Below are 24,810 nucleotides of genomic sequence, written 5' to 3'. Positions count from 1 at the left end.
CCGTCGTCAGCCGGCGGCGGCGTCCGGCGAGGCGTCGGGCGCCGGCCCGGCCGCCTCCTCCGGGTCCTCCGGCGGCGGCACCCGGCAGAACCACTCGACGAGCAGGCCGACCCCGGCGAGTACCAGGGCGCCGAGCACCGCCAGGCCCGCGGACGCCGCACGGGCGCGCTGCGCCTCGATGGCCAGGTCGCCGAGCACGTCGACGACCTGCGCCGCGTACCAGCCGGCCAGCAGGGCCCCGGTGTAGCAGGACGCCTTGGCGAGCACCGCGGTGCGGGCGGCGCGCATCGGGTCGAGCGTCGGGTGCTTGCCGTGCAGGTACTGCCGCACCGACCAGCCCATCGCGAGCACCACCGCGGCGATCAGCACCAGGACGGCGACCATCGCCCACGGCACCTGGGGCAGCGTCCAGCCGCGGCTCGCCAGGACGCGCACGACCAGCCACCCGACGGCCGTCGTGACGACGGCGACCAGGACGAGGTTCCTCGGGCGGGTCCGCTGCATCAGGGGTCCAGCCGTCCGGCGGGGCCGAACGGGTCGGCCAGCGGGTCGTCCAGCGGTTCGGCCACCGGGGCATCCAGCGGCCCCAGGGCGTCCTCGCGCACCGCCGGCTGCACCGTGACGTCCTGCTCGGCGCCCGGGTCGGGCAGGGCGGCGGGCACGGGGGCGGTCAGCCAGTCGAGCGCGAGCCAGCGCACGCCGTCGCGGTCCGGGGCGGTCGCGGCCAGCGCGGCGACGGGCCCGCCGCCGAGGCCGTTCAGCACCGCGTCCGGGCGCACCTGCGCCCAGGGCTGGAGCACGAACGCCCGCTCGTGCGCGCGGGGGTGCGGCAGCTCGAGGTCGTCGGTCACGGCCGACACCTGCCCGTACACGATGATGTCGACGTCGAGGGTCCGGGGGCCCCAGTGCACCGTGCGCTCCCGGCCGTGCACCCGCTCGACCTCGGAGGTGGCGCGCAGCAGGTCGCGCGGCGACAGCGTGGTGCGGGCGATCACGACCGCGTTGAGGAAGTCCGGCTGCTCCGGGCCGCCGACGGGCGCGGTGCGGGCGAGCGCCGAGACGTCCACCACCTCGAGCCCGGGGACCGCGGCCAGGTCCGCGACGGCGTCCCGCAGGGTGTCCTGCGCGGCGCCGAGGTTCGACCCGATGGCGAGCACCACCTCCACCGGCTCGGACGGCGGGACGTCGAGGGCGTCCTGCACCAGCTCGGCGTCGACCACGTCGCCGTCGTCCAGCGGGTCGGCCGCGGCGGCGTGCCCCGTCCCGGCGACCGCGCCCGCGACCGGCCCGGGGGGCGCGGCGGGCAGGTCCACCGGCGCCGACGGCAGGGACGCGTCGAGCAGGTCCGCGGGCGGCAGCACCGGCGCCGGCGCCGCGGGCACGCCGTCCGGCACGGAGGTCGCCGGGGCCAGCACCACCGGCTCGGCGGCGGGCAGCCAGGTGCGGTCCCGGTGGACCTCGACCACCACGTCACCGAACGGCACGGTGATCGGCGCCTGCGGCTTGTGCACCGCCACGTCGACGGCCTGCACCTGGGGGTGGGCGAGGACGGTCGCGGCGATCCGCTCGGCGACGGTCTCGACCAGGTCCGCGGGGTCGCCGGCGAGCACGGCCGCGATCTCCTCGGCGAGCGTGCCGTAGTTCAGCGTGTGCGCGAGGTCGTCGGTGGCCGCGGCGCGCCGGGTGTCCAGGTGCGCGACGACGTCCGCGACGAACGTCTGCCCCTCGCGGCGCTCGTGCGGGAACACCCCGTGGTAGCCGGTTGCGGTCACGCCCAGCAGGCGGATCCGGTCCAGCCGGTGCCCCTGCGTCCCGACCACGTCCTCGTCGCTCATCGGTCGTCCTTCCCGGACGGCGCGGCGGCCGTCCACCGGGCGGCGACGCGCACCGCGTCCGCCGTACCTCGTGCCTCGTGCACCCGCACGCACCAGGCCCCCGACGCCGCCGCGAGCGCCGAGACGGCGGCGGTGGCCGCGTCCCGCTGCTCGGGTGGCGCGGGCGTGCCGTCGTCCGACGCCAGCAGGTGGCCGAGGAACCGCTTGCGCGACGCCCCCACCAGCACCGGGAACCCGTCGGCGACCAGCTCGGGCAGCCGTGCGAGCAGCGGCCAGTTCGCCGCTCCCGGCTTCGCGAACCCCAGCCCCGGGTCCAGCACGACCTGGTGGTCGCCGACGCCCGCGGCCCGCAGCTCGGCGACCCGGTCCGCGAGCTCGCGCCGCACGTCCGTCACCACGTCGTCGTAGTCCGCGAGCCCGTCCATCACGTCGGCGTGGCCGCGCCAGTGCATCGCCACGTAGACCACGCCCGTCCGGGCGACGACCTCCCGGATCTCCGGGTCGGCGAGACCGCCCGAGACGTCGTTGACCACGACGGCGCCCGCGGCGACCGCGGCGTCCGCGACCTCCGCGCGAGTCGTGTCCACGCTGACGGCGGCGCCGCGCTCCACGAGCGCCCGGACCACGGGCAGCACCCGGTCGAGCTCCTCGGCGACGGGGACCCGCGCGGCGCCCGGCCGGGTGGACTCCCCGCCCACGTCGAGCAGGTCGGCGCCGTCGTCCAGCAGCCGCAGCCCGTGCGCGACCGCGGCCTCGGGGGTGAACCAGCGCCCGCCGTCGGAGAACGAGTCCGGCGTCACGTTCACGACGCCCATCACCAGCGCCCGGCCGGCCCGACCGGCGGCCGTCAGCGGGGCCGGGAGCGGCGAGGGGAGACGCACGTGGCCAGCCTAGGGGGTCGGGGACGGCAGCCGGTGGCGGGTCAGCGGCCCAGGACGAGGCTCATCGCCTCGGCGCGGGTCGCGGGATCGCGCATCTGCCCGCGCACGGCGGACGTCACGGTCCGGGAGCCGGGCTTGCGCACGCCCCGCATCGACATGCACAGGTGCTCGCACTCGACGACCACCAGCACCCCGCGGGGCTCCAGCACGTCGACCAGCGCGTCCGCGATCTCGCCGGTCATCCGCTCCTGCACCTGCGGGCGCCGGGCGTAGACGTCGACCAGCCGCGCCAGCTTGCTCAGGCCGGTCACGCGCCCGCTCGGGCTCGGGATGTAGCCGACGTGCGCGACGCCGTGGAACGGCACGAGGTGGTGCTCGCAGGTCGAGTACACCTCGATGTCCTTGACCAGGACCATCTCCTCGTGACCGATGTCGAAGGTCGCGCTGAGCACGTCCCGCGGGTCCTGCCGCAGCCCCGCGAAGATCTCCTTGTAGGCCCGCGCCACGCGGGCCGGGGTCTCGCGGAGCCCCTCGCGCTCCGGGTCCTCCCCGACGGCGAGCAGCAGCTCCCGGACGGCGGCCTCCGCGCGCGCGGCGTCGTACGCCGGGATCACGCGGTGGTTGCCGCGGCCGTCGCCGCCGGTCACGCTCACTCCTGCGGGCCGGCGTCCGGCAGGTCGGCCTGCGCGTTGGCGGGACCGGTCACGTCGGGGGTCCGGTTCGGCGGGACCTCGACGATGCTCACGGCCGGGTGCTCGTCCTTGGCGGCGGCGGCCTCGTCCTGCGGCACGACCGAGCCGTTCTGCTCCGCCTTCTCCGCGGCGGTCAGGACCGGCGGGCGGTCGGAGACCGCGCGCTGCTCGCTGGACAGCCACACCTCGCGCGGCGGGCGCTTGGTGATCGGCCGGAAGATGACCTCGAGCTCGTTCTGGTTCAGGGTCTCCTTCTCGAGGAGCTCCAGCACCAGCGCGTCCAGGACGTCGCGGTACTCGACGAGGATCTCCCACGCCTCGGTGTGCGCGGCGTCCATGAGCTTGCGCACCTCGACGTCCACCGTGCCGGCGAGCGACTCGGAGTACTCGCGGCCGTGGCCCATGTCGCGGCCCATGAACACCTCGCCGGAGTCCTGCCCCAGCTGCACGGCGCCGATCTTCTCGCTCATGCCGTACTGCGTGACCATCTTGCGGGCCGTGGCGGTGGCCTTCTCGATGTCGTTGCTCGCGCCGGTCGTCGGGTCATGGAACACCAGCTCCTCGGCGACCCGGCCGCCCATCGCGTACGCGAGCTGGTCGAGCAGCTCGTTGCGCGTCGTGGAGTACTTGTCCTCCGTCGGCATGACCATCGTGTAGCCGAGGGCCCGGCCGCGCGGCAGGATCGTCACCTTCGTCACCGGGTCGGTGTACCGGAGCGCCGCCGCCACCAGGGCGTGCCCGCCCTCGTGGTACGCGGTGATCTTCTGCTCCTTGACCTTCATGACGCGGGTGCGCTTCTGCGGGCCGGCGATCACGCGGTCGATCGCCTCGTCCAGCGCGCGGTTGTCGATGATCTGCGCGTTCGAGCGGGCCGTCAGCAGCGCGGCCTCGTTCAGCACGTTCGCGAGGTCCGCACCCGTGAAGCCCGGGGTGCGTCGCGCGACCACGGTGAGGTCGACGTCGGTGGCCATCGGCTTGCCCTGCGCGTGCACCTGCAGGATCCGCTCGCGGCCCTTGAGGTCCGGCGCCTCGACCGACACCTGCCGGTCGAACCGGCCCGGGCGCAGCAGGGCGGGGTCCAGGATGTCGGGGCGGTTGGTCGCCGCGATGAGGATGACGTTGGTCTTGACGTCGAAGCCGTCCATCTCGACCAGCATCTGGTTGAGGGTCTGCTCGCGCTCGTCGTGCCCGCCGCCCATGCCCGCGCCGCGGTGCCGGCCGACGGCGTCGATCTCGTCGATGAAGATGATCGCCGGGGCGTTCTGCTTGGCCTGGTCGAACAGGTCACGCACGCGGCTCGCGCCGACGCCGACGAACATCTCGACGAAGTCCGAGCCGGAGATCGAGTAGAACGGCACGCCGGCCTCGCCCGCGACCGCACGGGCCAGCAGCGTCTTGCCGGTCCCGGGCGGGCCGTACAGCAGCACGCCCTTGGGGATCTTCGCGCCGACCGCCTGGAACTTGGCGGGCTCGGAGAGGAACTCCTTGATCTCCTGCAGCTCCTCGACGGCCTCGTCCACGCCGGCGACGTCGGCGAAGGTCACCTGCGGCGACTCCTTCGACACGAGCTTCGCCTTGGACTTGCCGAAGGACATGACCCGCGAGCCGCCGCCCTGCATCGACGACATCAGGAACCAGAACAGGCCCAGGATGATCACGAACGGCAGGACCAGCGTCAGCAGGCTGCCCCACCACGACTGCTGCGGCACGTCCGAGGTGTAGCCGCCCTCGGGGTCGGCGTCCGCGATGGCGTCGACCACGGCCGGGCCCTGCGGCACGACGTAGTAGAACTGCACGTTCTTGCCCAGGTTCTCGCCACCGGAGGTGAAGTCCTCGGTCAGCGTGAGGTCGACGCGCTGCGACCCCTCGGTGATCCGGGCCTGCTCCACCTTCCCGTCCTGGATGAGCTCCAGGCCGTCGGAGGTGTCGATCCGCTGGACGCCGGAGGACGTCAGCGCGCTGGCCGCGATCCACAGGATCACGACGGCGACGACGATCCACAGGACGGGTCCGCGGGTGAGGCGCTTGAGTGTCATGGGCAGACGGGGGCGTGCCCCCTCGTCCCTCCGGTCGCAGGGGTGGAGGCTCCGAAGTTACACGGTGGACCTGGGGTGGGCGGGCTCTGTTCGCCCAGGGCAGGACGCCCGTCGCGCCCGCGAGCCGGCCCCCTGCGGCCCACCGCGCGCGTCAGGAGGAGTAGACGTGCGGCGCGAGCGTGCCGACGAACGGCAGGTTGCGGTACTTCTCCGCGTAGTCGAGGCCGAAGCCGACGACGAACTCGTTCGGGATGTCGAACCCGACGTAGCGGACGTCCACCTCGACCTTCGCGGCCTCCGGCTTGCGGAGCATCGTCGCGATCTCGACCGTCGCCGGGCCGCGGCTGCGCAGGTTCGCCAGCAGCCAGGACAGCGTGAGCCCGGAGTCGATGATGTCCTCGACGATCAGCACGTGCCGGCCGGTGAGGTCGGCGTCCAGGTCCTTGAGGATCCGCACGACGCCGGAGGACTTGGTGCCCGAGCCGTACGAGGACACCGCCATCCAGTCCATCGACAGCGGCGTGCTGATCCGGCGGGCCAGGTCGGCCATCACCATGACGGCGCCCTTGAGCACCCCCACCAGCAGGATCTCCCGGCCGGCGTAGTCGGCGTCGATCTGGGCGGCGATCTCGTCCAGGCGGTTCCCGAGCTGCTCCTCGGTCAGGAGCACCCGCTCCAGGTCCGCGCCCATGTCCTCAGCGTTCACCGGTCGCCTGTCTCCTCGTCCGTCTCGCTCCGGCCGGGCGCCGACCGCCCGACCGCCTCGCGCGCGGCACCGCTCCGGCTGCCCTCGCGCACGGCAAGCCTGCCACACGCCCGGGACGCCTCGACGTGCCCGGGCAGGTGCAGGGGACCCTGGCCGTGCCACGCGGTGACGAGGCCCGCGACGGCGCGCACGTGCTCCCGGCTGACCGCGCCCGGCGGGGACCCGGCACGGACGACGGCGGTGCGCAGCGCGCGGCCCAGGAGCGCGGCCGGGGCGTCGGCGAGCACCTCGACGTCGAGCAGCACCTCCCCCGGGCCGGACGGCACGAGCGCACGCTCGAGCAGCCCCGCCGCCAGCGTGTCGAGCGCGTCGGCGTCCTCCCGCAGCAGCGCCGCGGTGCGGGCCAGGGCCGCGGCGACCCCCGGCCCGAGCTCGCGCTCCAGCACCGGCAGCACGCGCGTGCGCACCCGCGACCGCTGCGGCGCCCGGTCCGCGTCGCCCGCCGGGGTGTTGGTGGGGTCGTGCCAGGGCGCGAGGCCGAGTGCGGCGCACGCGGCCAGGGTCTGCTCCCGGGTCACCTCCAGCAGCGGCCGGCGCAGCACCCCGCGGACGGGCGGCATCCCCGCGAGCGACCGGGCGCCCGACCCGCGCGCGAGCCCGAGCAGCACGCCCTCGGCCTGGTCGTCGCGGGTGTGCCCGAGCAGCACCGCGGCCGCGCCGTGCCGGCCGGCGGCGGCGTGCAGGGCCGCGTACCGGGCGTCCCGTGCGGCGGCCTCGGGCCCGCCCGGACCGCCCGCGTCGACGGCGACCACCTCGACGGGGTCGAGCCCGAGCGCCCGGCACGCCGCCGCGGCGTCCTGCGCGACCGCGGCGCTGCCGGGCTGGAGGCCGTGGTCCACGACGACCGCGCCGGTCCGCCGGCGCTGCCGGCCGCCGCGGCCCCCGACGAACGCCGCACCGGCCGCGAGCGCCAGCGAGTCGGGGCCCCCGGAGCAGGCGACGAGCACGAGCGCCCCCTCCGGGACGTCCGCGAGCGCGGCGGCGACGGCGCTGCGGACGGCGGCGACCGCGGGGTGCGGGCCGGCCACGTCAGCCGTGCACCCGGTGCACCCACGCGGCGGGGTCCGCGATCTCCGCGGCGCTCGGCAGGGCGGCGGGGCCGGACCAGACGGCGTTCAGCCCGTCGGTCCCGACCCGGCGGCGGACGGCCTTCACGAACGCGGCGCCGTCGCGGTACTGCGCGAGCTTGACGTCGAGGCCGAGCACGGAGCGCAGGACCCGCCGCATCCCGCCGGTGCCGCGGGCGCCGCTGCGCCGTGCCTCGAACCGGCGGCGGATCCGGCGGACCGACGGCACGACGGAGCGCCCGACGGCGTCCATCGTCACGTCGGCGTGCCCCTCCAGGAGCGCCATCACCGCGCCGACCTCGTCCAGCGCGACGCGCTGCCGCGGGTCGACCAGGTCGAGCAGGTTCCGCGGCCGGGGTCGCGGTGCGTCGGCGTGGGGCGCGGCGTCGTCGTCGGCCAGCAGCACGGCCACCCGCGCTGCCAGGTGGTCGGCGAGCCAGGGCGCCGCGGCGAACTGCGTCGCGTGCGTCTGCTCGTGCAGCGTCACCCACAGGCGGAAGTCGGCGGTGTCGACCCCGAGGGAGCGCTCGACGGTCAGGACGTTGGGCGCGACGAGCAGCAGCGTGCCGCGCCCGCCCCAGGGGTCGTACTGGCCGAGCACCGACCCGGAGAGCAGCCCGAGCACCGCGGCGACCTGCCCCGCGCCCGCGGTGCCGCGCAGCCCCCGCTCCTCCGCGAGCCCGACCCGCGAGGACAGCGCCCGGAGCGAGCGCACGTTCGCGCGGGCCCACGACGCCCTGTCGACGACGCGCACGTCGGGGTCCCGGGTCGCGCCGGCGGCCGGCACGAGGCCCGTGATGCGCGCGACGTGGCCGGCGGCGACCGGTGCGGCGGCCCGGAGCACCGCGACGGCGTCCTCCCGCTCGGCGCGCGTCGACGGCGGCCCCGGCCGCACCGCGCGGGCGGCGAGCCGGGCGGCCAGGTCCCAGTCGACGGTCGGCTGCACCCGCCCACGGTAGTCACGCCGCACGCGCGGCGTCGCCGCCCGGCCCCGGCGGGGCGTCCCCGGACCTCAGCGGCAGCCGCAGGCCGCGAGCTGGGTGACGAAGCCGTCGAGCGCCTGGCGCGGCTGGTACTGCCCGACCGCGCCGGTCTGGTCGGCCATCAGCACGAACAGCAGCATCCGGCCGTCGGCGTCGAGCACCTGCCCTGCCAGGGACGTCACCCCGGCGAGGCTGCCCGTCTTCGCGCGGACGAGGCCCGTGGCGGGGCCGGACGTGAACCGGTCCGCGAGGGTGCCGGTCAGCCCGCCGATCGGCATGCCGGTGCCGACCTCGCGCAGCTCGGGGTGCGCGGGGTCGACCACGAGCCGCAGCAGGCCCAGCAGCAGGTCGGGCGGCAGCGCGGAGCCGTCCGCGAGACCGGAGGCGTCGGCGAGCACGGCGCCCGCGGTGTCGACCCCGCGCGTCTGCACGGTGCGCAGCACGGCCTGCGTCGCGCCCTCGAAGCTCCCGGGCAGCCCCAGGTCGAGGGCGACCATGCGGGCCACGACCTCGGTGATCGTGTTGTCCGAGGTGTCGAGGAAGTAGTGCGCGACCTCGGCGACCGGGGCGGAGGACACGACGCCGAGCACGTCGCCCGTCGCCGGCTCCCGCACCCGCGTCGGCGTCCCGGTGACCGTGATGCCGACCTCGGCGAGCCGGGCCGCGAGCACCGTGGCAGCGTTCATCGCGGGGTCGGCGTGCCGCGGCGGGTACTCCCCCGCGCTGATCTTCGCGATGTCGACCGCCACCGACGACACGGGCGCCACGTAGCCCATCGCGATGTCGGCCGGGTCCCAGCCCGGGGCGAGCGCCGGGCCGCTGAACAGGGTGTCGTCGACGGCCAGCGAGACCGTGTCCCGGCCGACGAGGCGCAGCTGGAGCGCCACCTGCGCCGCGAGGTCCGCGAGCCCGGCCCGGCCGTTCACCGCGTCCGCGTCGCCCGCGCCGGGGGCCAGCATCATGTCGCCCCCGCCGACCAGGACGATCTGGTCTCCCGGGCCCTGCCGCACCGTGGTGTCGAACGTGCGGTCCGCCCCGAGCTGGGTGAGCGCGGCGACGCCCGTGACCAGCTTCGCGGTCGACGCGGGCGTGCGGGGAGCGTCAGCGGCGTGCTGGGCCAGCACCTCGCCCGTCAGCCCGTCCGCGACCACCACGCCCGCCGACGGCCCGACCCGCGGGTCGGTGACCAGCGCCTGCACGAGCGCCTGCACCTGCGCCGCGCCGGGCGCCGGCACCGCCGCGTCGAGGTCCGCGAGCACCTGCGCCCCGGCGGGGTCGACGGCCGCTCCGGGCACCTCGGGGAACGGCGCCGCGGGCGCCGGCACCGGCGCGAGCGTCACCACGCCGGGCACCACGTCGTACGCGTCCGCGGTGGCGTACCCGCCGGCCGCGAGCACCGCCACGAGCGCGGTCACGCCCACCGTCCTGGCCGCCCGTGCCACCCGCCCACCTGCTTCCCGTGCCTGCCGGTCCGTGCCGGCCCCGAGCCTGTCGACCGCTCCGGGCCCTGCCGTCGCCGTCCGTGCGTCACACTAGGTGCTGAGGCGCGGCGCGCCGCCACCTGGCACGCCGCCGTGATCAGCTGCCCGCGGGGCCGACGCGCGTCGGACCGCGGCGACGAAGGAGCGGGTGTGGAGTTCGACGTCACGATCGAGATCCCGAAGGGCCAGCGGAACAAGTACGAGGTGGACCATGCGACCGGCCGGATCCGGCTCGACCGCATGCTGTTCACCTCGACCCGGTACCCGGACGACTACGGCTTCATCGACGGCACCCTCGGCGAGGACGGCGACCCGCTGGACGCGCTGGTGCTGCTCGAGGAGCCCACGTTCCCCGGCTGCCTGATCCGGTGCCGCGCGCTCGGCATGTTCCGCATGCGGGACGAAGCCGGCGGCGACGACAAGGTGCTGTGCGTGCCGACCGGTGACCAGCGGGCCGCGTGGCGCCAGGACATCGACGACGTGTCGGACTTCCACCGCCTGGAGATCCAGCACTTCTTCGAGGTCTACAAGGACCTCGAGCCCGGCAAGTCCGTCGAGGGCGCGCACTGGACCGGCCGCGCCGAGGCCGAGGCGGAGATCGAGCGCTCCCGCCAGCGCGCGATCGACGCGGGCTACGACCAGCACTGACCCCGCACGCCAGGAGCCCCGGCACGCGCACGGCGTGCCGGGGCTCCTCGCGTCGCGCCTGGCGTCAGGGGCGGCCGGTCACGGGCGGCCGGCGTACGTCATGGTGCCGGAGTAGCGCATCGACGTGATCCGGACGGGCGTCCCGGGCTTGGGCGCCTCGATGATCTGCCCGCCGCCGATGTACATGGCCACGTGGTAGACCGAGCTCGCGTCGTTGGGGTTCGTCCCCCAGAACACGAGGTCGCCCGGGCGCAGCTCGTTGTACGAGATCTTCTTGACCTGCCGGTACTGGTCCCGCGACGTGCGGTTCAGGCTGACGCCCGCGGAGCGCCAGGCGCCCTGGGTCAGGCCGGAGCAGTCGTAGCCGTTCGGGCCGGTGCCGCCCCACACGTACGGCAGGCCGAGCTTGGTCCGCGCCCACGCGATCGCGGCCTCGGCGCTGGACGTGGAGCCCGAGGACGAGCCGGGGCTGACGGGCGGCGGCGTGACCGGGGGCTTCGTGACGGGCGGGGCCGTGACCGGCGGGGCCGTCGTCACGGGCGGGGTCGTCGTGGCCGGCGGGGTGCTGGGCGTCGACGGCGTGCTCGGGGTCGAGGGCGTCGACGGGCTGGCCGGGGTGGAGGTGGCCGGCGCGGTCGCCGCCGGGGTCGCGACCTGCGTGCGCTGGGCGAGGGCGGCGGCCTCGGCGCGCTGGCGGCGCTCGGCGTCGATCTGGTCCTGGCGGGCCTGCTCGACCTCGGCGCTGGTGCTCCGGGCGGCGGCGAGCTGGACGATGAGGCCCTGCCGCTCGGTCTGGGCGGACGCCACGGCCGCGTCGGCGTCGGACTGCGCCTGCTCCGCGGCCTCGAGCGCGGTCTGCGCGTCGGCGGCGGCGGTCTCCTGCGCGGCCGCGGCGGTGTCGGCCTGCTTCTTCAGCGTGGTCGCGACCTGCTCGGCGGCGAGGTAGGACTGCACGGCCTCGTCGGCCTGGCTGCTGACCTTGGACAGCGCCTCGCTGCGCTCGACGACGTCCTGGAACCCGTCGGACGACAGGAGCGCCTGCACGGTGTCCATGGAGCCGCCGGACCGCGCGGCCTGCCGCGCGATGGCGACGAGCGTGGCGCGGGCGTCCTCGAACTGCTCGGTCGCCTCGTCGTACTGCTGGGCGGCCGCCTCGGAGGCCTGCTGGGCCGCGGCGAGGTCGGCCTGCGCCTGGGCGTAGGTCTCGCCCGCCTGCGCGACCTGGATCTCCGCGGCCTCGGCCTCCGTGCTCAGCTGTGCGAGCCGCACCTCGATGCCGGCGACCGCACCGGACGCGCTGGTGACCGCCCGCTGGGCGTCCCGCACGTCCTGGTCGGTCACGTCGGGGTCCGCCAGGGCCGCACCGCTCGCGGGCACGAGGAGCACCGCCGCCGTGATCACCGCGGCAGCGCTGCGCACCGCGCGCGCTCGTCCGGTCGTCCGCACCAGGTCCACCCTTCGTCGTCGGGGCTCCGTGACGGCGCGTCCTGCGCCCGCCGCGGCTGCCGGTCCACCGGCTCGCCCCGCGGGAACGCTACCTGCGAACGTCACAGAAGTGAACAGGAGTCACACCGTTCACATGAGTCACATCGGCGTGGTTCGGGACGAACTGGACAGGTTCGACGACAAATCACCCGGCTGGGCGATGCCGACGCGATGACCAGCGCGATCGCGCCCGCACAGTGGACGGCGTGTCTCAGATGGCAAGACGCCTGTTCCGGGCACGCCCGGCTGCTCCGTACTGTGAGCCGCATGTCCCGCCGAATGTGTCGCTGACCAGCGCACGCTCGGCTGTGCCCGCAGGCCGTCCCCGGCCCCGCGGACCCGGCTCCCCCGCCACCGACACCGTCCGTCGCGCGGGGCGGCCGCACACCGGCAGCCCCGGCCCGGACCCCTCCTGGCACGACGCGCGTGCGAACCCCCGCAGCACCCTCCCGCGCCGCCCGCACCCCCTCACCCAGGAGCCACCATGACCCAGCAGCAGTGGTCGTTCGAGACCCGCCAGATCCACGCCGGCCAGACCCCCGACGCCGCCACCGGGGCCCGCGCCCTGCCGATCTACCAGTCGACGTCGTTCGTGTTCCCCGACGCGGGGGTCGCCGCTGACCGGTTCGCCCTGAAGGACCTGGGCCCGATCTACACCCGCATCGGCAACCCCACCGTCCAGGCCGTCGAGGACCGGCTGGCGTCGCTGGAGGGCGGCGTGGGCGCGCTGCTCGTCGCGTCCGGCCAGGCCGCCGAGACGTACGCGATCCTCAACGTCGCCGAGGCCGGCAGCCACGTCGTGGCGAGCCCGAGCCTCTACGGCGGCACGTACAACCTGCTGCACCACACCCTCCCGCGCTACGGCATCGAGACCACGTTCGTCACGGACCCGCACGACCCGCAGGCGTGGCGCGACGCGGTGCGCCCGAACACCAAGGCGTTCTTCGCCGAGACGGTGCCGAACCCGAAGCAGGACGTGCTCGACATCGAGACGGTCGCCGGCGTCGCGCACGAGGCCGGCGTCCCGCTGATCGTCGACAACACCGTCCCGACCCCGTACCTGATCCGCCCGCTCGAGTGGGGCGCCGACGTCGTGGTGCACTCCGCGACCAAGTACCTGGGCGGGCACGGCACCGCGATCGGCGGCGTGATCGTCGACGGCGGCACCTTCGACTTCGGCGCGGACCCCGAGCGGTTCCCGTCGTTCAACCAGCCGGACCCGTCCTACGACGGCCTCGTGTTCGCGCGTGACCTCGGCAAGGACGGCGCGTTCGGCGTCAACCTCTCCTACGTCCTGCGCGCGCGGGTCCAGCTGCTGCGCGACCTGGGCGCGGCGATCAGCCCGTTCAACGCGTTCCTCATCGCCCAGGGCCTGGAGACGCTGTCGCTGCGCATCGAGCGGCACGTGGCCAACGCCCAGACGGTCGCCGAGTGGCTCGAGGCGCGCGACGACGTCCTGTCCGTCACCTACGCGGGCCTGCCGTCGCACCCGCAGTACGAGCTCGGCCGCAAGTACGGCCCCCGGGGGACCGGGGCGGTCCTCGCGTTCGAGATCGCGGGCGGGGCGGAGGCGGGCCAGGCGTTCGTGTCGGCCCTGGAGCTGCACTCCAACGTGGCGAACATCGGCGACGTCCGCTCGCTCGTCATCCACCCCGCCTCGACGACGCACAGCCAGCTGACGCCCGAGGAGCAGGCGCTGTCCGGCGTCACCCCCGGCCTGGTCCGCCTGTCCGTCGGCCTGGAGGGCGTCGAGGACATCCTCGCCGACCTCGACGCCGGCTTCCGCGCCGCCAAGGGGGCCTGAGCGCCCCCGTGACCTCCCCCACCACCCCGACGGGCGCCGCGACCACCGCGGCGCCCGTCGGCGCGCCCCCGTCAGGACGTCCTGTGCCCGAGCCCCGCACGACCACCCCGCACCAGCCCCGTCGTCGCGCGGAGCCCGACGCCCCGCCCCGGGCGTCGTCCGCCTGGCGCGACGGCGACCCCGTGGGCCGTCGCCAGTTCCGGGACCTCGGCCCGCTCGACCTGGAGGCCGGCGGGCACCTGCCCGAGGTGCGGATGGCCTACGAGACCTGGGGCACGCCGGCGCCGGACGGGTCGAACGCCGTGCTGGTGCTGCACGCGCTGACCGGGGACTCGCACGTCACCGGCGCCGCGGGCCCGGGGCACCCGACGCCGGGCTGGTGGTCGACGCTCGTCGGACCCGGGGCGCCCATCGACACCGACCGCTGGTTCGTCGTCGCGCCGAACGTGCTGGGCGGCTGCCAGGGCACCACCGGCCCGGCGAGCACCGCCCCCGACGGCCGTCCGTGGGGCAGCCGGTTCCCCTGGCTGACCGTCCGCGACCAGGTCGCCGCGGAGCTCCGGCTCGCCGACGCGCTGGGCATCGCCTCGTGGGCGCTCGTCGTGGGGGCGTCGATGGGCGGGCAGCGCGCGCTCGAGTGGGCCGCGACGGCTCCGGGCCGGGTGCGGCGGCTCGCCGCGATCGCGACCACCGCGCAGACCTCCGGCGACCAGATCGCGTCGTTCCACACCCAGCTGTCCGCCCTCGCGGCGGACCCGCGGTTCCGCGGCGGCGACTACTACGACGCGCCGGACGGCGAGGGGCCGCACGTCGGCCTCGGCCTGGCCCGCCAGATCGCCCACCAGACGTACCGCAGCGCCGCCGAGCTCGACCAGCGGTTCGGCCGCATCCCGCAGGGCGGCGAGGAGCCGCTGGACGGCGGCCGGTTCGCGGTGCAGTCCTACCTCGACCACCACGGCGACAAGCTCGCCCGCCGGTTCGACGCCAACACCTACGCGGTGCTCACCCGGTCGATGATCACGCACGACCTCGGCCGGGACCGCGGCGGCGTCGAGGCGGCGCTCGCCGGCGTCACCGCGGACACCCTGGTGGTGGCGGTCGACTCCGACCGGCTGTTCCTGCCCGAGCAGTCCGCCCGGATCGCGGCCGGCGTCCCCGGGGCCGGGCCCGTCCGCACGCTGCGCACGCCCTACGGCCACGACGGGTTCCTGATCGAGCACGAGCAGCTAGGCCCGCTGGTCCGCGCGCACCTGGAGCGGTGAGCCGGCCGGTCGCGGTGGGCCCGTCGGCGGGCGCCGCGGGGCGCGGTGGGGTGCGCCCCGCCGCGCGCGTGCCAGGCTGAGCCCATGGCTCGCACCGGGACCGAGGACGTCGCCGCCCGCACCGTGGTGCTCCGGCAGCAGTGGCGGACGCTGCGCGCGTGGGTGGGTGACGTGCTCGACGCGGACACCGCCGGCGCCCCCAGCGTGCTGGACGGCTGGTCCGTCGCCGACGTGGTCGCCCACCTGGGCCGGGCGATGAGCGCCCTGGCCGACTGCGAGCCGGTCCCGCACGGCACCGTCCCGCTCAGCCTCGCGGAGTACCTCGGGACCTACGCCGGCCGCGCCGACGACATCGACCGGGTCACCCGCGAGCTGTCCGCCGAGATCGCCGACGACCCGCTGCGCCACGTCGACGCCCTGGTGGCGCGGGCGTTCGCCCGCCTCGACGAGCTCGGCCCGCAGGACCGCGTCGTGCAGGCCCGCCGCGGCCCCGTGCTGCTGTCCACGATGGTCGCCTCCCGGGTGACCGAGCTGGTCGTGCACGCCGACGACCTGCAGCGCTCCCTCGCCCGCGCCCGCGGGGCGGCCCCCGGCTCCCGCGCGGAGCTCGGCACGGGCGTCGGCCCGCTGCCCCGGGTCGGCGTCGGCGTGGTCGGGGCTGACGGCGCGGTGGACGAGCCCGGCGGCGGCGGGCCCGTCGACGGCGACGCGCTGGACCTCGTGTCCCGCGAGCTGCTGCGGATCGTGCAGGCACGCGGCGGCTGGGACCTGGAGATCGTGCAGCCGCTGACCTGGGTGCGGCTCGCCGCCGGGCGCGTGCCCTACGACGTCGACGTGCTGGCGGCGGCGCTGGCCCCGCGGTTCACCTCCGACGCCGTCCCGGACCTCGGTCGCATGCTGCCGCTGCTCTGAGGGCTAGGGTCGGGACCGTGCTCGCCGCCCTCGTGACCCGGTTCGCGCCCGACGACCCGCTGGCCGGGCTGACCGTCGGGGAGCACCCCGCACCGGAGGCCCGCGAGCACTGGACGACCGTCGACGTCCGGGCCGCCGCGCTCAACCAGCACGACCTGTGGTCCCTGCGCGGCGTCGGCCTGCGGGCGGAGCAGCTGCCGATGGTGCTCGGCACCGACGCCGCGGGCGTCACCGCGGACGGCCGCGAGGTCGTGCTGCACGCGGTGGTCGGCGGGGCGAGCGGCCACGGCGTCGGCCCCGCGGAGCCCCGGTCGCTGCTGTCCGAGCGGTACCCGGGCACGCTGGCCGAGCAGGTCGCCGTCCCCACGTGGAACCTCGTGGACAAGCCCGCCGGGCTGTCGTTCGTCGAGGCCGCGTGCGTGCCGACCGCCTGGCTGACCGCGTACCGGATGCTGTTCACGACGGGCCGCGCGCAGCCGGGCCAGCGCGTGCTGGTGCAGGGCGCGGGCGGTGGTGTCGCCACGGCGGCGATCCGGCTCGCCGCGGCAGCGGGGCTCGAGGTCTGGGCCACGAGCCGCGACGAGGGCCGGCGGGCGCGGGCGCTGGACCTGGGTGCCGCCGGAGCGGTCGCGCCCGGCGAGCGGCTGCCCGGCCGGGCCGACCTGGTGATCGAGACGGTGGGCGCCGCGACCTGGTCGCACTCCGTGCGCTCGGTGCGCCCGGGCGGCACGATCGTCGTCGCCGGCGCCACCACCGGCGACCCCGCCGCGATGGAGATCCAGCGGCTGTTCTTCCTGGAGATCGCGGTGCTGGGCGCCACCATGGGCAGCCGGCAGGACCTCGAGCAGCTGCTGGCGTTCCTGGCCCGCACGGGCGTGCGGCCGGTCGTCGACTCCACCGTCCCGCTGGCCCGGGTGGGCGACGGCCTGGCACGCTTGGCGCGCGGCGAGCAGTTCGGCAAGGTCGTCGCCGAGGTCTGACGCAGCCGCCGACGACGCGGACGCACGACGCAGGGGGTGGGCATGGCGGGCCGCTGGCGCACGGACGTCCTCGGTGAGGACTACCGCGTCCGGACGATCGAGCTCGCTCCCGACGACGAGGGCGAGGTCGTCGCCTCCCTGGTCCGGTACGCGCCGCCGACCCCCGAGCCGATCCGGCCCTCGCGGGCGGTCCTGTACGTGCACGGCTGGTCGGACTACTTCTTCCAGACCGGGCTCGCGGAGTTCTGGCACGCGCAGGGCGCCGCCTTCTACGCGCTCGACCTGCGCAAGTACGGCCGCAGCCTGCGCCCCCACCAGACCCCCGGCTACGTCGACGACCTGCGCACCTACGACGAGGAGATCGAGGCGGCCCTCGACCAGGTGCACCGCGACCTCGGCCGCCGGGCCCGCGTCATGCTCATGGGCCACTCGACGGGCGGGCTGATCACGGTCCTGTGGGCCGACCGGCACCCGGGGCGGGTGCACGGGCTGGTGCTGAACTCCCCGTGGCTGGAGCTGCAGGGCGCCGCGGTGGTCCGGCACGTCAGCGCCCCGGCGATCGCGCGGCTCGCCCGCATCCAGCCGAAGACGCCGCTGCCGAACATCGACCCCGGCTTCTACGCCCGCACCCTGCGCACGTCCGACGGCGGGGAGTGGACCTACGACGAGACCTGGCGGCCGACCCCGTCGTTCCCGGTGCGCGCCGGCTGGCTGGCCGCGGTGATGGCGGGTCACGCGGAGGTCGCGCGAGGCCTGCACATCACCACGCCGGTCCTCATGCTGGCGTCCACCCGGACCGTCATCAGCCCGCGGTGGAGCGAGGACATGCGCGCCGCGGACATCGTGCTGGACGTGGAGCTGCTGGCGCGGCGGTCCGTGCAGCTCGGCCCGCTGGTGTCCGTGGTGCGGATCGCCGGCGGGGTGCACGACCTCACGCTGTCGCCGGCCCCGGTCCGGGCGCGGCTGTACGCCGAGATCAGCCGGTGGACGGCGGCCTACGGCTGGTCGTGAGCGTCAGACGACGCCGGCCGCCTCGCCGAGCGTCGGGCCGTCGTCGCCGCCGACCCGCCACACCCGCCAGCCGTCGGTCGGCCGCTCCAGGTCCGCCGCCTCGGTCGCCGCGTCGTCGGGGTCGGCGTGCACGCTGCCGCCCGGCAGCTCGATGAGCCCGTCGGCGCGCAGCGTCGCGACCAGCCGCTGGCCGCGCCGGACGCGGAGCCAGACCAGCTCGGTCGGCCGGCCCTCGGCGGCGGCGATGGCGGCGAGCGACGGCACCGGGGTGCGGTCGGTCTCCGGGGGGACGGCGGGCAGCAGCGTGGTCTCGTCCGCGCGTGCGGGCTCGGTCCGCGCGGTGGGCGCGGGCTCGGCCGGGCCGGGCTCGGGAGCGGCGTGCCGGTGCGGCCCTGCCGTGTCGGACGCCGGCCGGGGCACGACCGGGGTCGGGTCGGTGACGGCCGCCCCGGAGGCGCGGGGGGCGACCTGGATCGACCCGGTGCGCGGCCCGGGCTCGACCGCACGGCGCTCGCCCGCGGTGCTGGACCGCAGCGGGGACACGTCGACGTACCGGCGCCCGCCGGGGCCCTGCGTCACGCCGAGCCGCAGGACCTCGACGTGCGCGCCGGCGGTGACGAAGTCGACCGCGTCGAGGACGCCCTCGGCGACGTCCGCGCACACGATCACGAGCCGCACCCCCGTCGCCGCGGGCGCCTGCGCCTGCAGGATCGGCGCCCGGTCGCGGAACACCGCGAGGTCGGGCTCGAACGCGTCCGCGCCGCCGGAGTACATGCGGGCCAGGTCGGCGCGGCTCAGGCGGGCGGCCCCGCCGGCGTGCCGCAGCGCGCGCACCAGCCCGGCCTCGTCCAGCTGCTGCACGACCTCGACCACGACGGGCCGGGTCGCGGCGTCGAGCGCCAGCAGGTGCGGGCCGCCGGAGCCGCCCTCCCGGACGGGGAGCACCTGCTCGCCGAGCAGCGCGGCCACGTGGTCGGTGACCAGCGTCGCGGAGTCGACCTCGAAGGAGTCGGCCCGGGGCCGCATCGGCTGGACGAGACTGCCGCGGCCGCCGTCGAGCTCGAAGATCGCCATCAGTACGCTGTTTCCCTTCCTGCGTCCCGCGCGCCGCCGGACGGCTGCCGCGCCGCGGCGCAGGCCCTGTCACCAGTGCGTCGGAACGCACTCACCGCACGGCAGTCTGTCACCCGCCCGGGCCGCCCGGGCCCCGGACCCACCCATCTGCACCAGATGTCCACGCCACCGCGTGCGGCCGCGCTCAGGACGAGAGCCGGGCCTCCAGCCGCTCGACCTTGCCGGTCAGCTCGCCGGTGTGCCCCGGCCGGATGTCGGCCTTCAGCACCAGGCTCACCCGCCCGGCGTGCCGGCCCACCGCCTCGGCCGCACGGCGCACGACGTCCATGCACTCGTCCCACTCGCCCTCGACGGTGGTGAACATGGCGTCGGTGCGGTGCGGGAGCCCGGACTCGCGGACGACGCGGACGGCGTCCGCCACGGCCTCGGTCACGGACTCGCCCGAACCGAGCGGGGACACGGAGAAAGCCACGAGCATCCCTCCACCTTGGTGCAGCGCGGGCCCGGCGTCCAGGCCCCGGCCCGAACTGCCCGCCGGTGCGCCGCGTCACCACCCATCCGTGGGCGCGACCGCTCCGAACCCCCGACGCGTGCAGCACCGCGCGCACCGTCTGCGGGGACGCACCCCGGGAGGAGACATCACCATGGGACAGTCCGCCAACCGCCTCGTCGGGGGCATCTTCGGCGCCGTCTACCTGCTCGTCGGCATCGCCGGGTTCCTGGTCAGCTCCGGCGCCGCGTTCGCCGGCACCGAGGGCGGCACGCTGATCGTGTTCGAGGTCAACCCGCTGCACAACATCGTGCACCTCGCGATCGGCGCGGTGCTGCTGGGCGCCGCGACCGCGTCCGTGCCCGCCGCCCGCGCCGCCAACACCACGGTCGGCGGCGTGTACCTGCTCGTCGGCCTGCTCGGGCTGTTCCTGGTCGGCTCGTCCGCGAACATCCTGGCGCTCAACGGCGCGGACAACGTGCTGCACCTCGGCAGCGCCGTGCTGCTGCTCGGCGTCGGCCTCGCCGCCGACAAGCAGGCCGCGGGCTCCCGCGTCGCGGCACGCCGGGCATGACCGCCGCGCTCGCCGGCCGGGTAGCGGTCGCCGGCCGGGTGCCGCGCACCGGCCACGAGGACGGCCGGACCCGGCCGGCGGGCGAGCCCGGGGTGGGCGCCACGGCTCCCGCCGAGGGCGCCCTGGAGCTCACCGCGCGGCTCTGGGCGGGGCTCGGGGCCCTCGGGCTCGGCCTCGTCACGGCGGGCGTCGCCGCGGGGCACCTCGCCCGCGACCCCGCGGCCGGCGTCGCGCTGGCGGTCGTCGGGCTCGCCGTGCTCGGCTGGGCCGTCGCGGCGCTCCGCGCGCCGGTGCGCGCCCCGGGCGCGGCGGTCGGCGCCCTGCTGCTGGTCGGGCCCGCCGCGCTGCTGGCCGCCCCGCTCACGCAGAGCCGCCCGACCGCCGCGGAGGCCGCCGCCCTCACCCTCGGGCTGGGCACGGCGATCGCCCTCGCGCTCGGCCGCCGGGCCGCCACCGCACCCGGCCCGCGCCGGGCCCTGGGCGCCCGCGGTCAGGCCGGGGTGCTGGCCACCGGCGCCCTGCTGGTCGCGCTCGTCACCGTCCCCGGGCTCGCGGCGACGGAGGCCGGGGCGCACGCCGTCCCGCACGGCTCGCACGGCCTGCCCGCCGAGCGGGGGCACACCGGGCACTAGCCCCCGAGGGGCGCCGGACGACCGCAGGCCCGGTCCCCCACGACGGGGGACCGGGCCTGCGGTACGGGTGGGACGGGGCGTCAGGCCGCGTCCTCCTCCGAGGTGAGGTTCCGGGTCTTGCTCTGGTCGACCAGGATGCCGGGGCCGTTCGTGGTCGAGACGGTCGCCTTGCTGATGTAGCGACCCTTCGACGCGGACGGCTTGAGACGCAGGATCTCCTCCAGCGCGGCGGCGTAGTTCTCGACCAGCTGGGTGTCCGAGAACGACGTCTTGCCGATGATGAAGTGCAGGTTCGCGTGCTTGTCGACACGGAACTCGATCTTGCCGCCCTTGATGTCGGTGACGGCCTTGGCCACGTCCATCGTCACGGTGCCGGTCTTCGGGTTCGGCATCAGGCCACGGGGACCGAGCACCTTGCCGAGACGACCGACCTTGCCCATGAGGTCCGGGGTCGCGACCGCGGAGTCGAAGTCGGTGTAACCGGCCGCGACCTTCTCGATCAGCTCGTCGCCGCCGACCTCGTCCGCACCGGCGGCGCGGGCCTGCTCGGCACGCTCACCCGTCGCGAACACGATCACGCGGGCGGTCTTGCCGGTGCCGTGTGGGAGGTTGACGGTGCCGCGCACCATCTGGTCGGCCTTGCGGGGGTCGACACCGAGACGCATCGCGACCTCGACGGTCGCGTCGTACTTGGTGGTCGAGGTCTGCTGCGCCAGGCGGACCGCCTGGAGGGGGGCGTAGAGCTCGCCCGGCTCGATCTTCTCGGCCGCGGCGCGGTACGCCTTGCTGTGCTTCGCCATCTGCTCTCTCTCTTCTTCAGCAGTCGTGGTCGTCGGACCGCACAGGGCCCTGCCACTGCCCCGCCCGGGACGTTCCCGGGCGGGGGTCGTACGAGGGGGTCACGCCTGGACGGTGATGCCCATCGAGCGCGCGGTGCCGGCGATGATCTTCTCGGCGGCGGCGAGGTCGTTGGCGTTCAGGTCCTCGAGCTTGGTCTGCGCGATCTCGCGGACCTGCTCGGCGGTCAGGCTGGCCACCTTGGTGGTGTGCGGCGTGGGCGAGCCCTTGTCGACACCGGCGGCCTTCTTGATGAGCTCCGCGGCCGGCGGGGTCTTCGTGATGAAGGTGAAGGAACGGTCCTCGTAGACCGTGATCTCCACCGGGATCACGTTGCCGCGCTGGGCCTCGGTGGCCGCGTTGTAGGCCTTGCAGAACTCCATGATGTTGACGCCGTGCTGACCGAGCGCGGGGCCGATCGGCGGCGCGGGGGTCGCCGCGCCGGCCTTGATCTGGAGCTTGATGAGGCCGGTGACCTTCTTCTTCGGGGGCATGAGCCACCCTTTCTTCTCTCGTGGGCCGACGCCGTGGGCGATGACCCGGTTGCAGGGGCGCCGCCCGGGGGCGGCAGCTCGGTCAGATCTTGGCGACCTGGCTGAACGACAGCTCGACCGGGGTCTCCCGGCCGAAGATGGAGACGAGGACCTTGAGCTTCTGGTTCTCGGGGGTGATCTCGGAGATCGTCGCCGGCAGCGTGTCGAACGGGCCGTCGGTGACGGTCACGGACTCGCCGACGGTGAAGTCGACCTCGATCGGCGTGGCGGACTTCTGCGCGCCGGCGGCGGCGGGCGTCGAGGGCTTGGCCTCGATCGTCGGCGCCAGCATCGAGAAGACCTCGTCCTGGGTCAGCGGGACGGGCTGGTGGGTGTGGCCCACGAAGCCGGTGACGCCCGGGGTGTGCCGGACGGCGCCCCACGACTCGTCGGTGAGGTCCATGCGGACCAGCACGTAGCCGGGGATCCGGACGCGGCGCACGACCTTGCGCTGCGCGTTCTTGATCTCCACGACCTCCTCCATGGGGACCTCCACCTGGTAGATGAAGTCCTCCATGTTGAGGCTCTGCGTGCGGTTCTCGAGGTTCGTCTTCACGCGGTTCTCGTAGCCCGCGTAGGAGTGGATGACGTACCAGTCGCCCGGCTGCGTGCGCAGCTGGGCCTTGAACGCCGCGACCGGGTCCTCGTCCACGTCGGCCTCGTCGTCGGCGACCGGCGCGTCGGCGTCCTCGTCACCCTCGACCTCGGCGACGTCCGCGGTCTCGACCTCGTCCGTCACGTCGGGCTCGTCGGAACCCGCCGCGGGGGCCTCGACCGCCTCGACCGACGCGAGGGCGTCGTCGAGCTCGGACTCGGCGGCACCCAGACCGGGCTCCTGCGATTCCTGCGACACGGGCGAACCTGCTTTCTGCTGCGGAAGGTGGTGCTGAGATGTCGTGCGCCGGCGGGGCGCCGCGGAGGCTCAGCCCCCGAAGATCCAGAAGGTGGCCTTGCCGACGCCCAGGTCGACGAGCGTCACGAAGGCCATCACGACCGCGACGAACACCAGGACGACGCCCGTGTAGGTCACGAGCTCGTTCCGGGTGGGCCGGACGACCTTCTTGAGCTCGGCCACGACCTGGCGGACGAAGAGGGCGATCCGGGCGAACAGGCCACGGCGCTTCTCCGGGCTCGCGGGACGACCGCTGCCGGTCCGCTCTGCGGGCTCGCCCGCGTCGGACGCCGCCACGGGTGCCGAGTCGCTCACCAGATGTTCCCCTACGTCTCGCGACGCCGACCGTCGCCGGGCGCCTCATGTCGTCCGCCGCCCGCTCGAGGGGATCCTCAAAGGGACGAGCGGTACGTGACCACACGCGCAGGGCAGGCGAGACTCGAACTCGCAACCGCCGGTTTTGGAGACCGGTGCGCTACCAATTGCGCCACTACCCTACGGCGGCGGCGTCCTCGTGAGGGGCGCGCTCCCGGTCACCCGGGCGCGGCTCATCATGGCGGACGTCAACCACCAGGGACCTACTCTACGCGACGGTCGGCCCCGGGTCGAACCGCCCCCGGTCTGCCAGGATGACCCCGTGAGCGCGTCCAGCCCCCAGCAGCCCGCGTCGTCCCCGAGCCCCCGCCGCGTGTCCGCGCGCGTGGGCGGCATCGCCGAGTCCGCCACGCTCGCCGTGGACGCGAAGGCGAAGGCCCTCAAGGCCGCCGGCCGCCCCGTGATCGGCTTCGGCGCCGGGGAGCCCGACTTCCCGACGCCCGACTACATCGTCGAGGCGGCGGTGGCCGCCGCGCGCGACGCCGCGAACCACCGGTACTCCCCCGCCGGCGGCCTCCCCGTGCTCAAGGAGGCGATCGCCGCCAAGACGCTGCGCGACTCCGGGTACGAGATCTCGCCCGGCGACGTCCTCGTCACCAACGGCGGCAAGCAGGCGGTGTACCAGGCGTTCGCGACGCTGCTCGACCCGGGCGACGAGGTGCTGCTGCCCGGCCCGTACTGGACCACCTACCCGGAGGCGATCCGGCTCGCGGGCGGCGTCCCCGTCGAGGTGATCGCCGGCGTCGACCAGGGCTACAAGGTCACGGTCGAGCAGCTCGAGGCGGCGCGCACCCCCCGCACCAAGGTTCTGCTGTTCTGCTCGCCGTCGAACCCGACGGGCGCCGTCTACTCCCCGGAGCAGACCGCCGAGATCGGCCGCTGGGCGCTCGAGCACGGCATCTGGGTCGTCACCGACGAGATCTACGAGCACCTCACCTACGACGGCGTGGTCTCGACGCCGGTGCTGCGCGCCGTGCCCGAGCTCGCCGACACCACCGTCGTGCTCAACGGCGTCGCCAAGACGTACGCGATGACCGGCTGGCGGGTGGGCTGGCTGATCGGGCCGACGGACGTGGTGAAGGCCGCGACGAACCTCCAGTCGCACCTGACCTCGAACGTCGCCAACGTGTCGCAGCGCGCGGCCGTGGCGGCGCTCACCGGCGACCTGTCCGCCGTCGCGGCGATGCGCGAGGCCTTCGACCGCCGCCGCCGGACGATGGTGCGGATGCTCGCGGAGATCGACGGGGTGGTGATCCCGGCGCCGGAGGGCGCGTTCTACGCCTACCCCGCCGTCGACGGGCTGCTCGGCCGGACGTTCCGCGGCGTGACGCCGGCGACCTCCGCCGAGCTCGCCGCGCTGCTGCTCGACCAGGCCGAGGTCGCGGTCGTGCCGGGCGAGGCGTTCGGGCCGAGCGGGTACCTGCGGCTGTCGTACGCGCTGGGCGACGACGACCTGGCCGAGGGCGTCGGCCGGATCCAGGCGCTGCTCGCCGAGGGCTGACCCTGCGGCACCCCGGCTGACCCGCCCGTCCACCGATCGGTGGACGGGCGGTCCCGTCC

General features: G+C 75.6%; 25 protein-coding genes and 1 tRNA gene. 9 read left to right on the top strand and 17 right to left on the bottom strand.

All coding sequences use genetic code 11. The features are described from left to right. Positions 1-6 precede the first annotated feature (6 nt). The 9 genes from KJP73_RS03050 to dacB form a co-directional block, all read right to left on the bottom strand. Entirely contained in the window at positions 7-504 is a 498-nt protein-coding gene (locus tag KJP73_RS03050) for a DUF3180 domain-containing protein (protein WP_213281282.1), read from the bottom strand. After that, positions 504-1,835 carry a 2-amino-4-hydroxy-6-hydroxymethyldihydropteridine diphosphokinase gene (folK, locus tag KJP73_RS03045; protein ID WP_213281281.1) on the bottom strand — a complete coding sequence of 444 codons (1,332 nt, stop codon included), beginning with the start codon at positions 1,833-1,835 and terminating at the stop codon, positions 504-506. Before folK ends, KJP73_RS03050 begins: the two co-directional genes overlap by 1 nt. Next, complete coding sequence (gene folP / locus KJP73_RS03040) at positions 1,832-2,716, bottom strand: dihydropteroate synthase (RefSeq protein ID WP_433995141.1); 885 nt, start codon at positions 2,714-2,716, stop codon at positions 1,832-1,834. Before folP ends, folK begins: the two co-directional genes overlap by 4 nt. A gap of 41 nt (positions 2,717-2,757) precedes the next feature. Continuing rightward, the gene (folE, locus tag KJP73_RS03035; RefSeq protein ID WP_213281280.1) at positions 2,758-3,363 is read right to left on the bottom strand and encodes a GTP cyclohydrolase I FolE; all 606 of its coding nucleotides are present in this window, start codon (positions 3,361-3,363) and stop codon (positions 2,758-2,760) included. 2 nt (positions 3,364-3,365) lie between these two features. Continuing rightward, positions 3,366-5,444 (bottom strand): ATP-dependent zinc metalloprotease FtsH, encoded by a 2,079-nt coding sequence (gene ftsH / locus KJP73_RS03030; RefSeq protein WP_213281279.1) that lies wholly within the window; start codon positions 5,442-5,444, stop codon positions 3,366-3,368. A 151-nt stretch (positions 5,445-5,595) separates the two neighbouring features. Beyond that, positions 5,596-6,135, bottom strand: a complete 540-nt coding sequence (hpt, locus tag KJP73_RS03025) for a hypoxanthine phosphoribosyltransferase (protein ID WP_428830431.1) — start codon at positions 6,133-6,135, stop codon at positions 5,596-5,598. Positions 6,136-6,146: 11 nt separating this feature from the next. After that, a complete protein-coding gene (tilS, locus tag KJP73_RS03020; RefSeq protein WP_213281277.1) occupies positions 6,147-7,238 on the bottom strand; it encodes a tRNA lysidine(34) synthetase TilS in 1,092 nt (363 codons plus the stop codon). A 1-nt stretch (position 7,239) separates the two neighbouring features. Further along, complete coding sequence (locus KJP73_RS03015; RefSeq protein WP_213281276.1) at positions 7,240-8,223, bottom strand: zinc-dependent metalloprotease; 984 nt, start codon at positions 8,221-8,223, stop codon at positions 7,240-7,242. 66 nt (positions 8,224-8,289) lie between these two features. After that, complete coding sequence (dacB, locus tag KJP73_RS03010; RefSeq protein WP_249669052.1) at positions 8,290-9,675, bottom strand: D-alanyl-D-alanine carboxypeptidase/D-alanyl-D-alanine endopeptidase; 1,386 nt, start codon at positions 9,673-9,675, stop codon at positions 8,290-8,292. 216 nt (positions 9,676-9,891) lie between these two features. Between dacB and KJP73_RS03005 the strand changes: the two genes are divergently transcribed. Further along, positions 9,892-10,389 carry an inorganic diphosphatase gene (locus KJP73_RS03005; RefSeq protein ID WP_213281274.1) on the top strand — a complete coding sequence of 166 codons (498 nt, stop codon included), beginning with the start codon at positions 9,892-9,894 and terminating at the stop codon, positions 10,387-10,389. Positions 10,390-10,467: 78 nt separating this feature from the next. On the opposite strand, the gene KJP73_RS03000 is transcribed toward KJP73_RS03005, so the two are convergent. Continuing rightward, positions 10,468-11,835: an NlpC/P60 family protein gene (locus tag KJP73_RS03000; RefSeq protein ID WP_213281273.1), complete on the bottom strand. Its 1,368-nt coding sequence runs from the start codon at positions 11,833-11,835 to the stop codon at positions 10,468-10,470. Positions 11,836-12,358: 523 nt separating this feature from the next. Here KJP73_RS03000 and KJP73_RS02995 point away from each other — a divergent pair. From KJP73_RS02995 to KJP73_RS02975, 5 genes are all read left to right on the top strand, one after another. Beyond that, the gene (locus KJP73_RS02995) at positions 12,359-13,678 is read left to right on the top strand and encodes a bifunctional o-acetylhomoserine/o-acetylserine sulfhydrylase (protein ID WP_213281272.1); all 1,320 of its coding nucleotides are present in this window, start codon (positions 12,359-12,361) and stop codon (positions 13,676-13,678) included. An 83-nt stretch (positions 13,679-13,761) separates the two neighbouring features. Next, positions 13,762-14,940, top strand: coding sequence for a homoserine O-acetyltransferase MetX (metX, locus tag KJP73_RS02990; RefSeq protein WP_213281271.1), 1,179 nt, complete (start codon positions 13,762-13,764; stop codon positions 14,938-14,940). 84 nt (positions 14,941-15,024) lie between these two features. After that, complete coding sequence (locus KJP73_RS02985; RefSeq protein ID WP_213281270.1) at positions 15,025-15,852, top strand: maleylpyruvate isomerase N-terminal domain-containing protein; 828 nt, start codon at positions 15,025-15,027, stop codon at positions 15,850-15,852. A gap of 17 nt (positions 15,853-15,869) precedes the next feature. Beyond that, positions 15,870-16,832 (top strand): zinc-binding dehydrogenase, encoded by a 963-nt coding sequence (locus KJP73_RS02980; RefSeq protein ID WP_213281269.1) that lies wholly within the window; start codon positions 15,870-15,872, stop codon positions 16,830-16,832. A 42-nt stretch (positions 16,833-16,874) separates the two neighbouring features. Beyond that, on the top strand, positions 16,875-17,843 hold the full coding sequence (locus tag KJP73_RS02975; RefSeq protein ID WP_213281268.1) for an alpha/beta hydrolase: 969 nt from the start codon (positions 16,875-16,877) through the stop codon (positions 17,841-17,843). 3 nt (positions 17,844-17,846) lie between these two features. Here KJP73_RS02975 and KJP73_RS02970 read toward each other — a convergent pair whose 3' ends face one another. Together KJP73_RS02970 and KJP73_RS02965 are read right to left on the bottom strand one after the other, a co-directional pair. Then, the gene (locus KJP73_RS02970) at positions 17,847-18,917 is read right to left on the bottom strand and encodes a hypothetical protein (protein ID WP_213281267.1); all 1,071 of its coding nucleotides are present in this window, start codon (positions 18,915-18,917) and stop codon (positions 17,847-17,849) included. A gap of 184 nt (positions 18,918-19,101) precedes the next feature. Then, positions 19,102-19,395 carry a thiamine-binding protein gene (locus KJP73_RS02965; RefSeq protein ID WP_213281266.1) on the bottom strand — a complete coding sequence of 98 codons (294 nt, stop codon included), beginning with the start codon at positions 19,393-19,395 and terminating at the stop codon, positions 19,102-19,104. A gap of 166 nt (positions 19,396-19,561) precedes the next feature. Between KJP73_RS02965 and KJP73_RS02960 the strand changes: the two genes are divergently transcribed. Together KJP73_RS02960 and KJP73_RS02955 are read left to right on the top strand one after the other, a co-directional pair. Continuing rightward, positions 19,562-19,981 (top strand): DUF4383 domain-containing protein, encoded by a 420-nt coding sequence (locus KJP73_RS02960; RefSeq protein ID WP_213281265.1) that lies wholly within the window; start codon positions 19,562-19,564, stop codon positions 19,979-19,981. After that, complete coding sequence (locus KJP73_RS02955; protein WP_213281264.1) at positions 19,978-20,613, top strand: hypothetical protein; 636 nt, start codon at positions 19,978-19,980, stop codon at positions 20,611-20,613. Before KJP73_RS02960 ends, KJP73_RS02955 begins: the two co-directional genes overlap by 4 nt. Positions 20,614-20,693: 80 nt before the next feature. Here KJP73_RS02955 and rplA read toward each other — a convergent pair whose 3' ends face one another. The 5 genes from rplA to KJP73_RS02930 form a co-directional block, all read right to left on the bottom strand. Next, positions 20,694-21,413, bottom strand: a complete 720-nt coding sequence (rplA, locus tag KJP73_RS02950) for a 50S ribosomal protein L1 (RefSeq protein ID WP_213281263.1) — start codon at positions 21,411-21,413, stop codon at positions 20,694-20,696. Between the two features lie 99 nt (positions 21,414-21,512). Next, positions 21,513-21,944 carry a 50S ribosomal protein L11 gene (rplK, locus tag KJP73_RS02945; RefSeq protein WP_213281262.1) on the bottom strand — a complete coding sequence of 144 codons (432 nt, stop codon included), beginning with the start codon at positions 21,942-21,944 and terminating at the stop codon, positions 21,513-21,515. A gap of 82 nt (positions 21,945-22,026) precedes the next feature. Beyond that, positions 22,027-22,836, bottom strand: a complete 810-nt coding sequence (nusG, locus tag KJP73_RS02940) for a transcription termination/antitermination protein NusG (protein WP_213281261.1) — start codon at positions 22,834-22,836, stop codon at positions 22,027-22,029. Positions 22,837-22,905: 69 nt separating this feature from the next. After that, a complete protein-coding gene (gene secE, locus KJP73_RS02935; RefSeq protein WP_213281260.1) occupies positions 22,906-23,190 on the bottom strand; it encodes a preprotein translocase subunit SecE in 285 nt (94 codons plus the stop codon). Between the two features lie 109 nt (positions 23,191-23,299). Then, positions 23,300-23,372, bottom strand: a tRNA-Trp gene (locus KJP73_RS02930). 140 nt (positions 23,373-23,512) lie between these two features. On the opposite strand from KJP73_RS02930, the gene KJP73_RS02925 reads away from it, so the two are divergent. Then, the gene (locus KJP73_RS02925; protein WP_249669051.1) at positions 23,513-24,751 is read left to right on the top strand and encodes a pyridoxal phosphate-dependent aminotransferase; all 1,239 of its coding nucleotides are present in this window, start codon (positions 23,513-23,515) and stop codon (positions 24,749-24,751) included. Positions 24,752-24,810: the final 59 nt, after the last annotated feature.

The sequence above is a fragment of the Cellulomonas hominis genome, assembly GCF_901521055.1.
GTDB lineage: Bacteria > Actinomycetota > Actinomycetes > Actinomycetales > Cellulomonadaceae > Cellulomonas > Cellulomonas endometrii.
Note: the sequence above shows the minus strand (reverse complement) of the source record. Positions and strands in the feature narration are given on the sequence as shown.

Excerpts from the sequence above, each read along its gene's own strand:
- KJP73_RS03050 (WP_213281282.1), bottom strand. The coding sequence starts at position 504 with ATGCAGCGGACCCGCCCGAGGAACCTCGTCCTGGTCGCCGTCGTCACG.
- folK (WP_213281281.1), bottom strand. The coding sequence starts at position 1,835 with ATGAGCGACGAGGACGTGGTCGGGACGCAGGGGCACCGGCTGGACCGG.
- ftsH (WP_213281279.1), bottom strand. The coding sequence starts at position 5,444 with ATGACACTCAAGCGCCTCACCCGCGGACCCGTCCTGTGGATCGTCGTC.
- hpt (WP_428830431.1), bottom strand. The coding sequence starts at position 6,135 with ATGGGCGCGGACCTGGAGCGGGTGCTCCTGACCGAGGAGCAGCTCGGG.
- KJP73_RS02995 (WP_213281272.1), top strand. The coding sequence starts at position 12,359 with ATGACCCAGCAGCAGTGGTCGTTCGAGACCCGCCAGATCCACGCCGGC.
- KJP73_RS02985 (WP_213281270.1), top strand. The coding sequence starts at position 15,025 with ATGGCTCGCACCGGGACCGAGGACGTCGCCGCCCGCACCGTGGTGCTC.
- KJP73_RS02975 (WP_213281268.1), top strand. The coding sequence starts at position 16,875 with ATGGCGGGCCGCTGGCGCACGGACGTCCTCGGTGAGGACTACCGCGTC.
- KJP73_RS02970 (WP_213281267.1), bottom strand. The coding sequence starts at position 18,917 with ATGGCGATCTTCGAGCTCGACGGCGGCCGCGGCAGTCTCGTCCAGCCG.
- KJP73_RS02965 (WP_213281266.1), bottom strand. The coding sequence starts at position 19,395 with ATGCTCGTGGCTTTCTCCGTGTCCCCGCTCGGTTCGGGCGAGTCCGTG.
- KJP73_RS02960 (WP_213281265.1), top strand. The coding sequence starts at position 19,562 with ATGGGACAGTCCGCCAACCGCCTCGTCGGGGGCATCTTCGGCGCCGTC.
- KJP73_RS02955 (WP_213281264.1), top strand. The coding sequence starts at position 19,978 with ATGACCGCCGCGCTCGCCGGCCGGGTAGCGGTCGCCGGCCGGGTGCCG.
- rplA (WP_213281263.1), bottom strand. The coding sequence starts at position 21,413 with ATGGCGAAGCACAGCAAGGCGTACCGCGCCGCGGCCGAGAAGATCGAG.
- rplK (WP_213281262.1), bottom strand. The coding sequence starts at position 21,944 with ATGCCCCCGAAGAAGAAGGTCACCGGCCTCATCAAGCTCCAGATCAAG.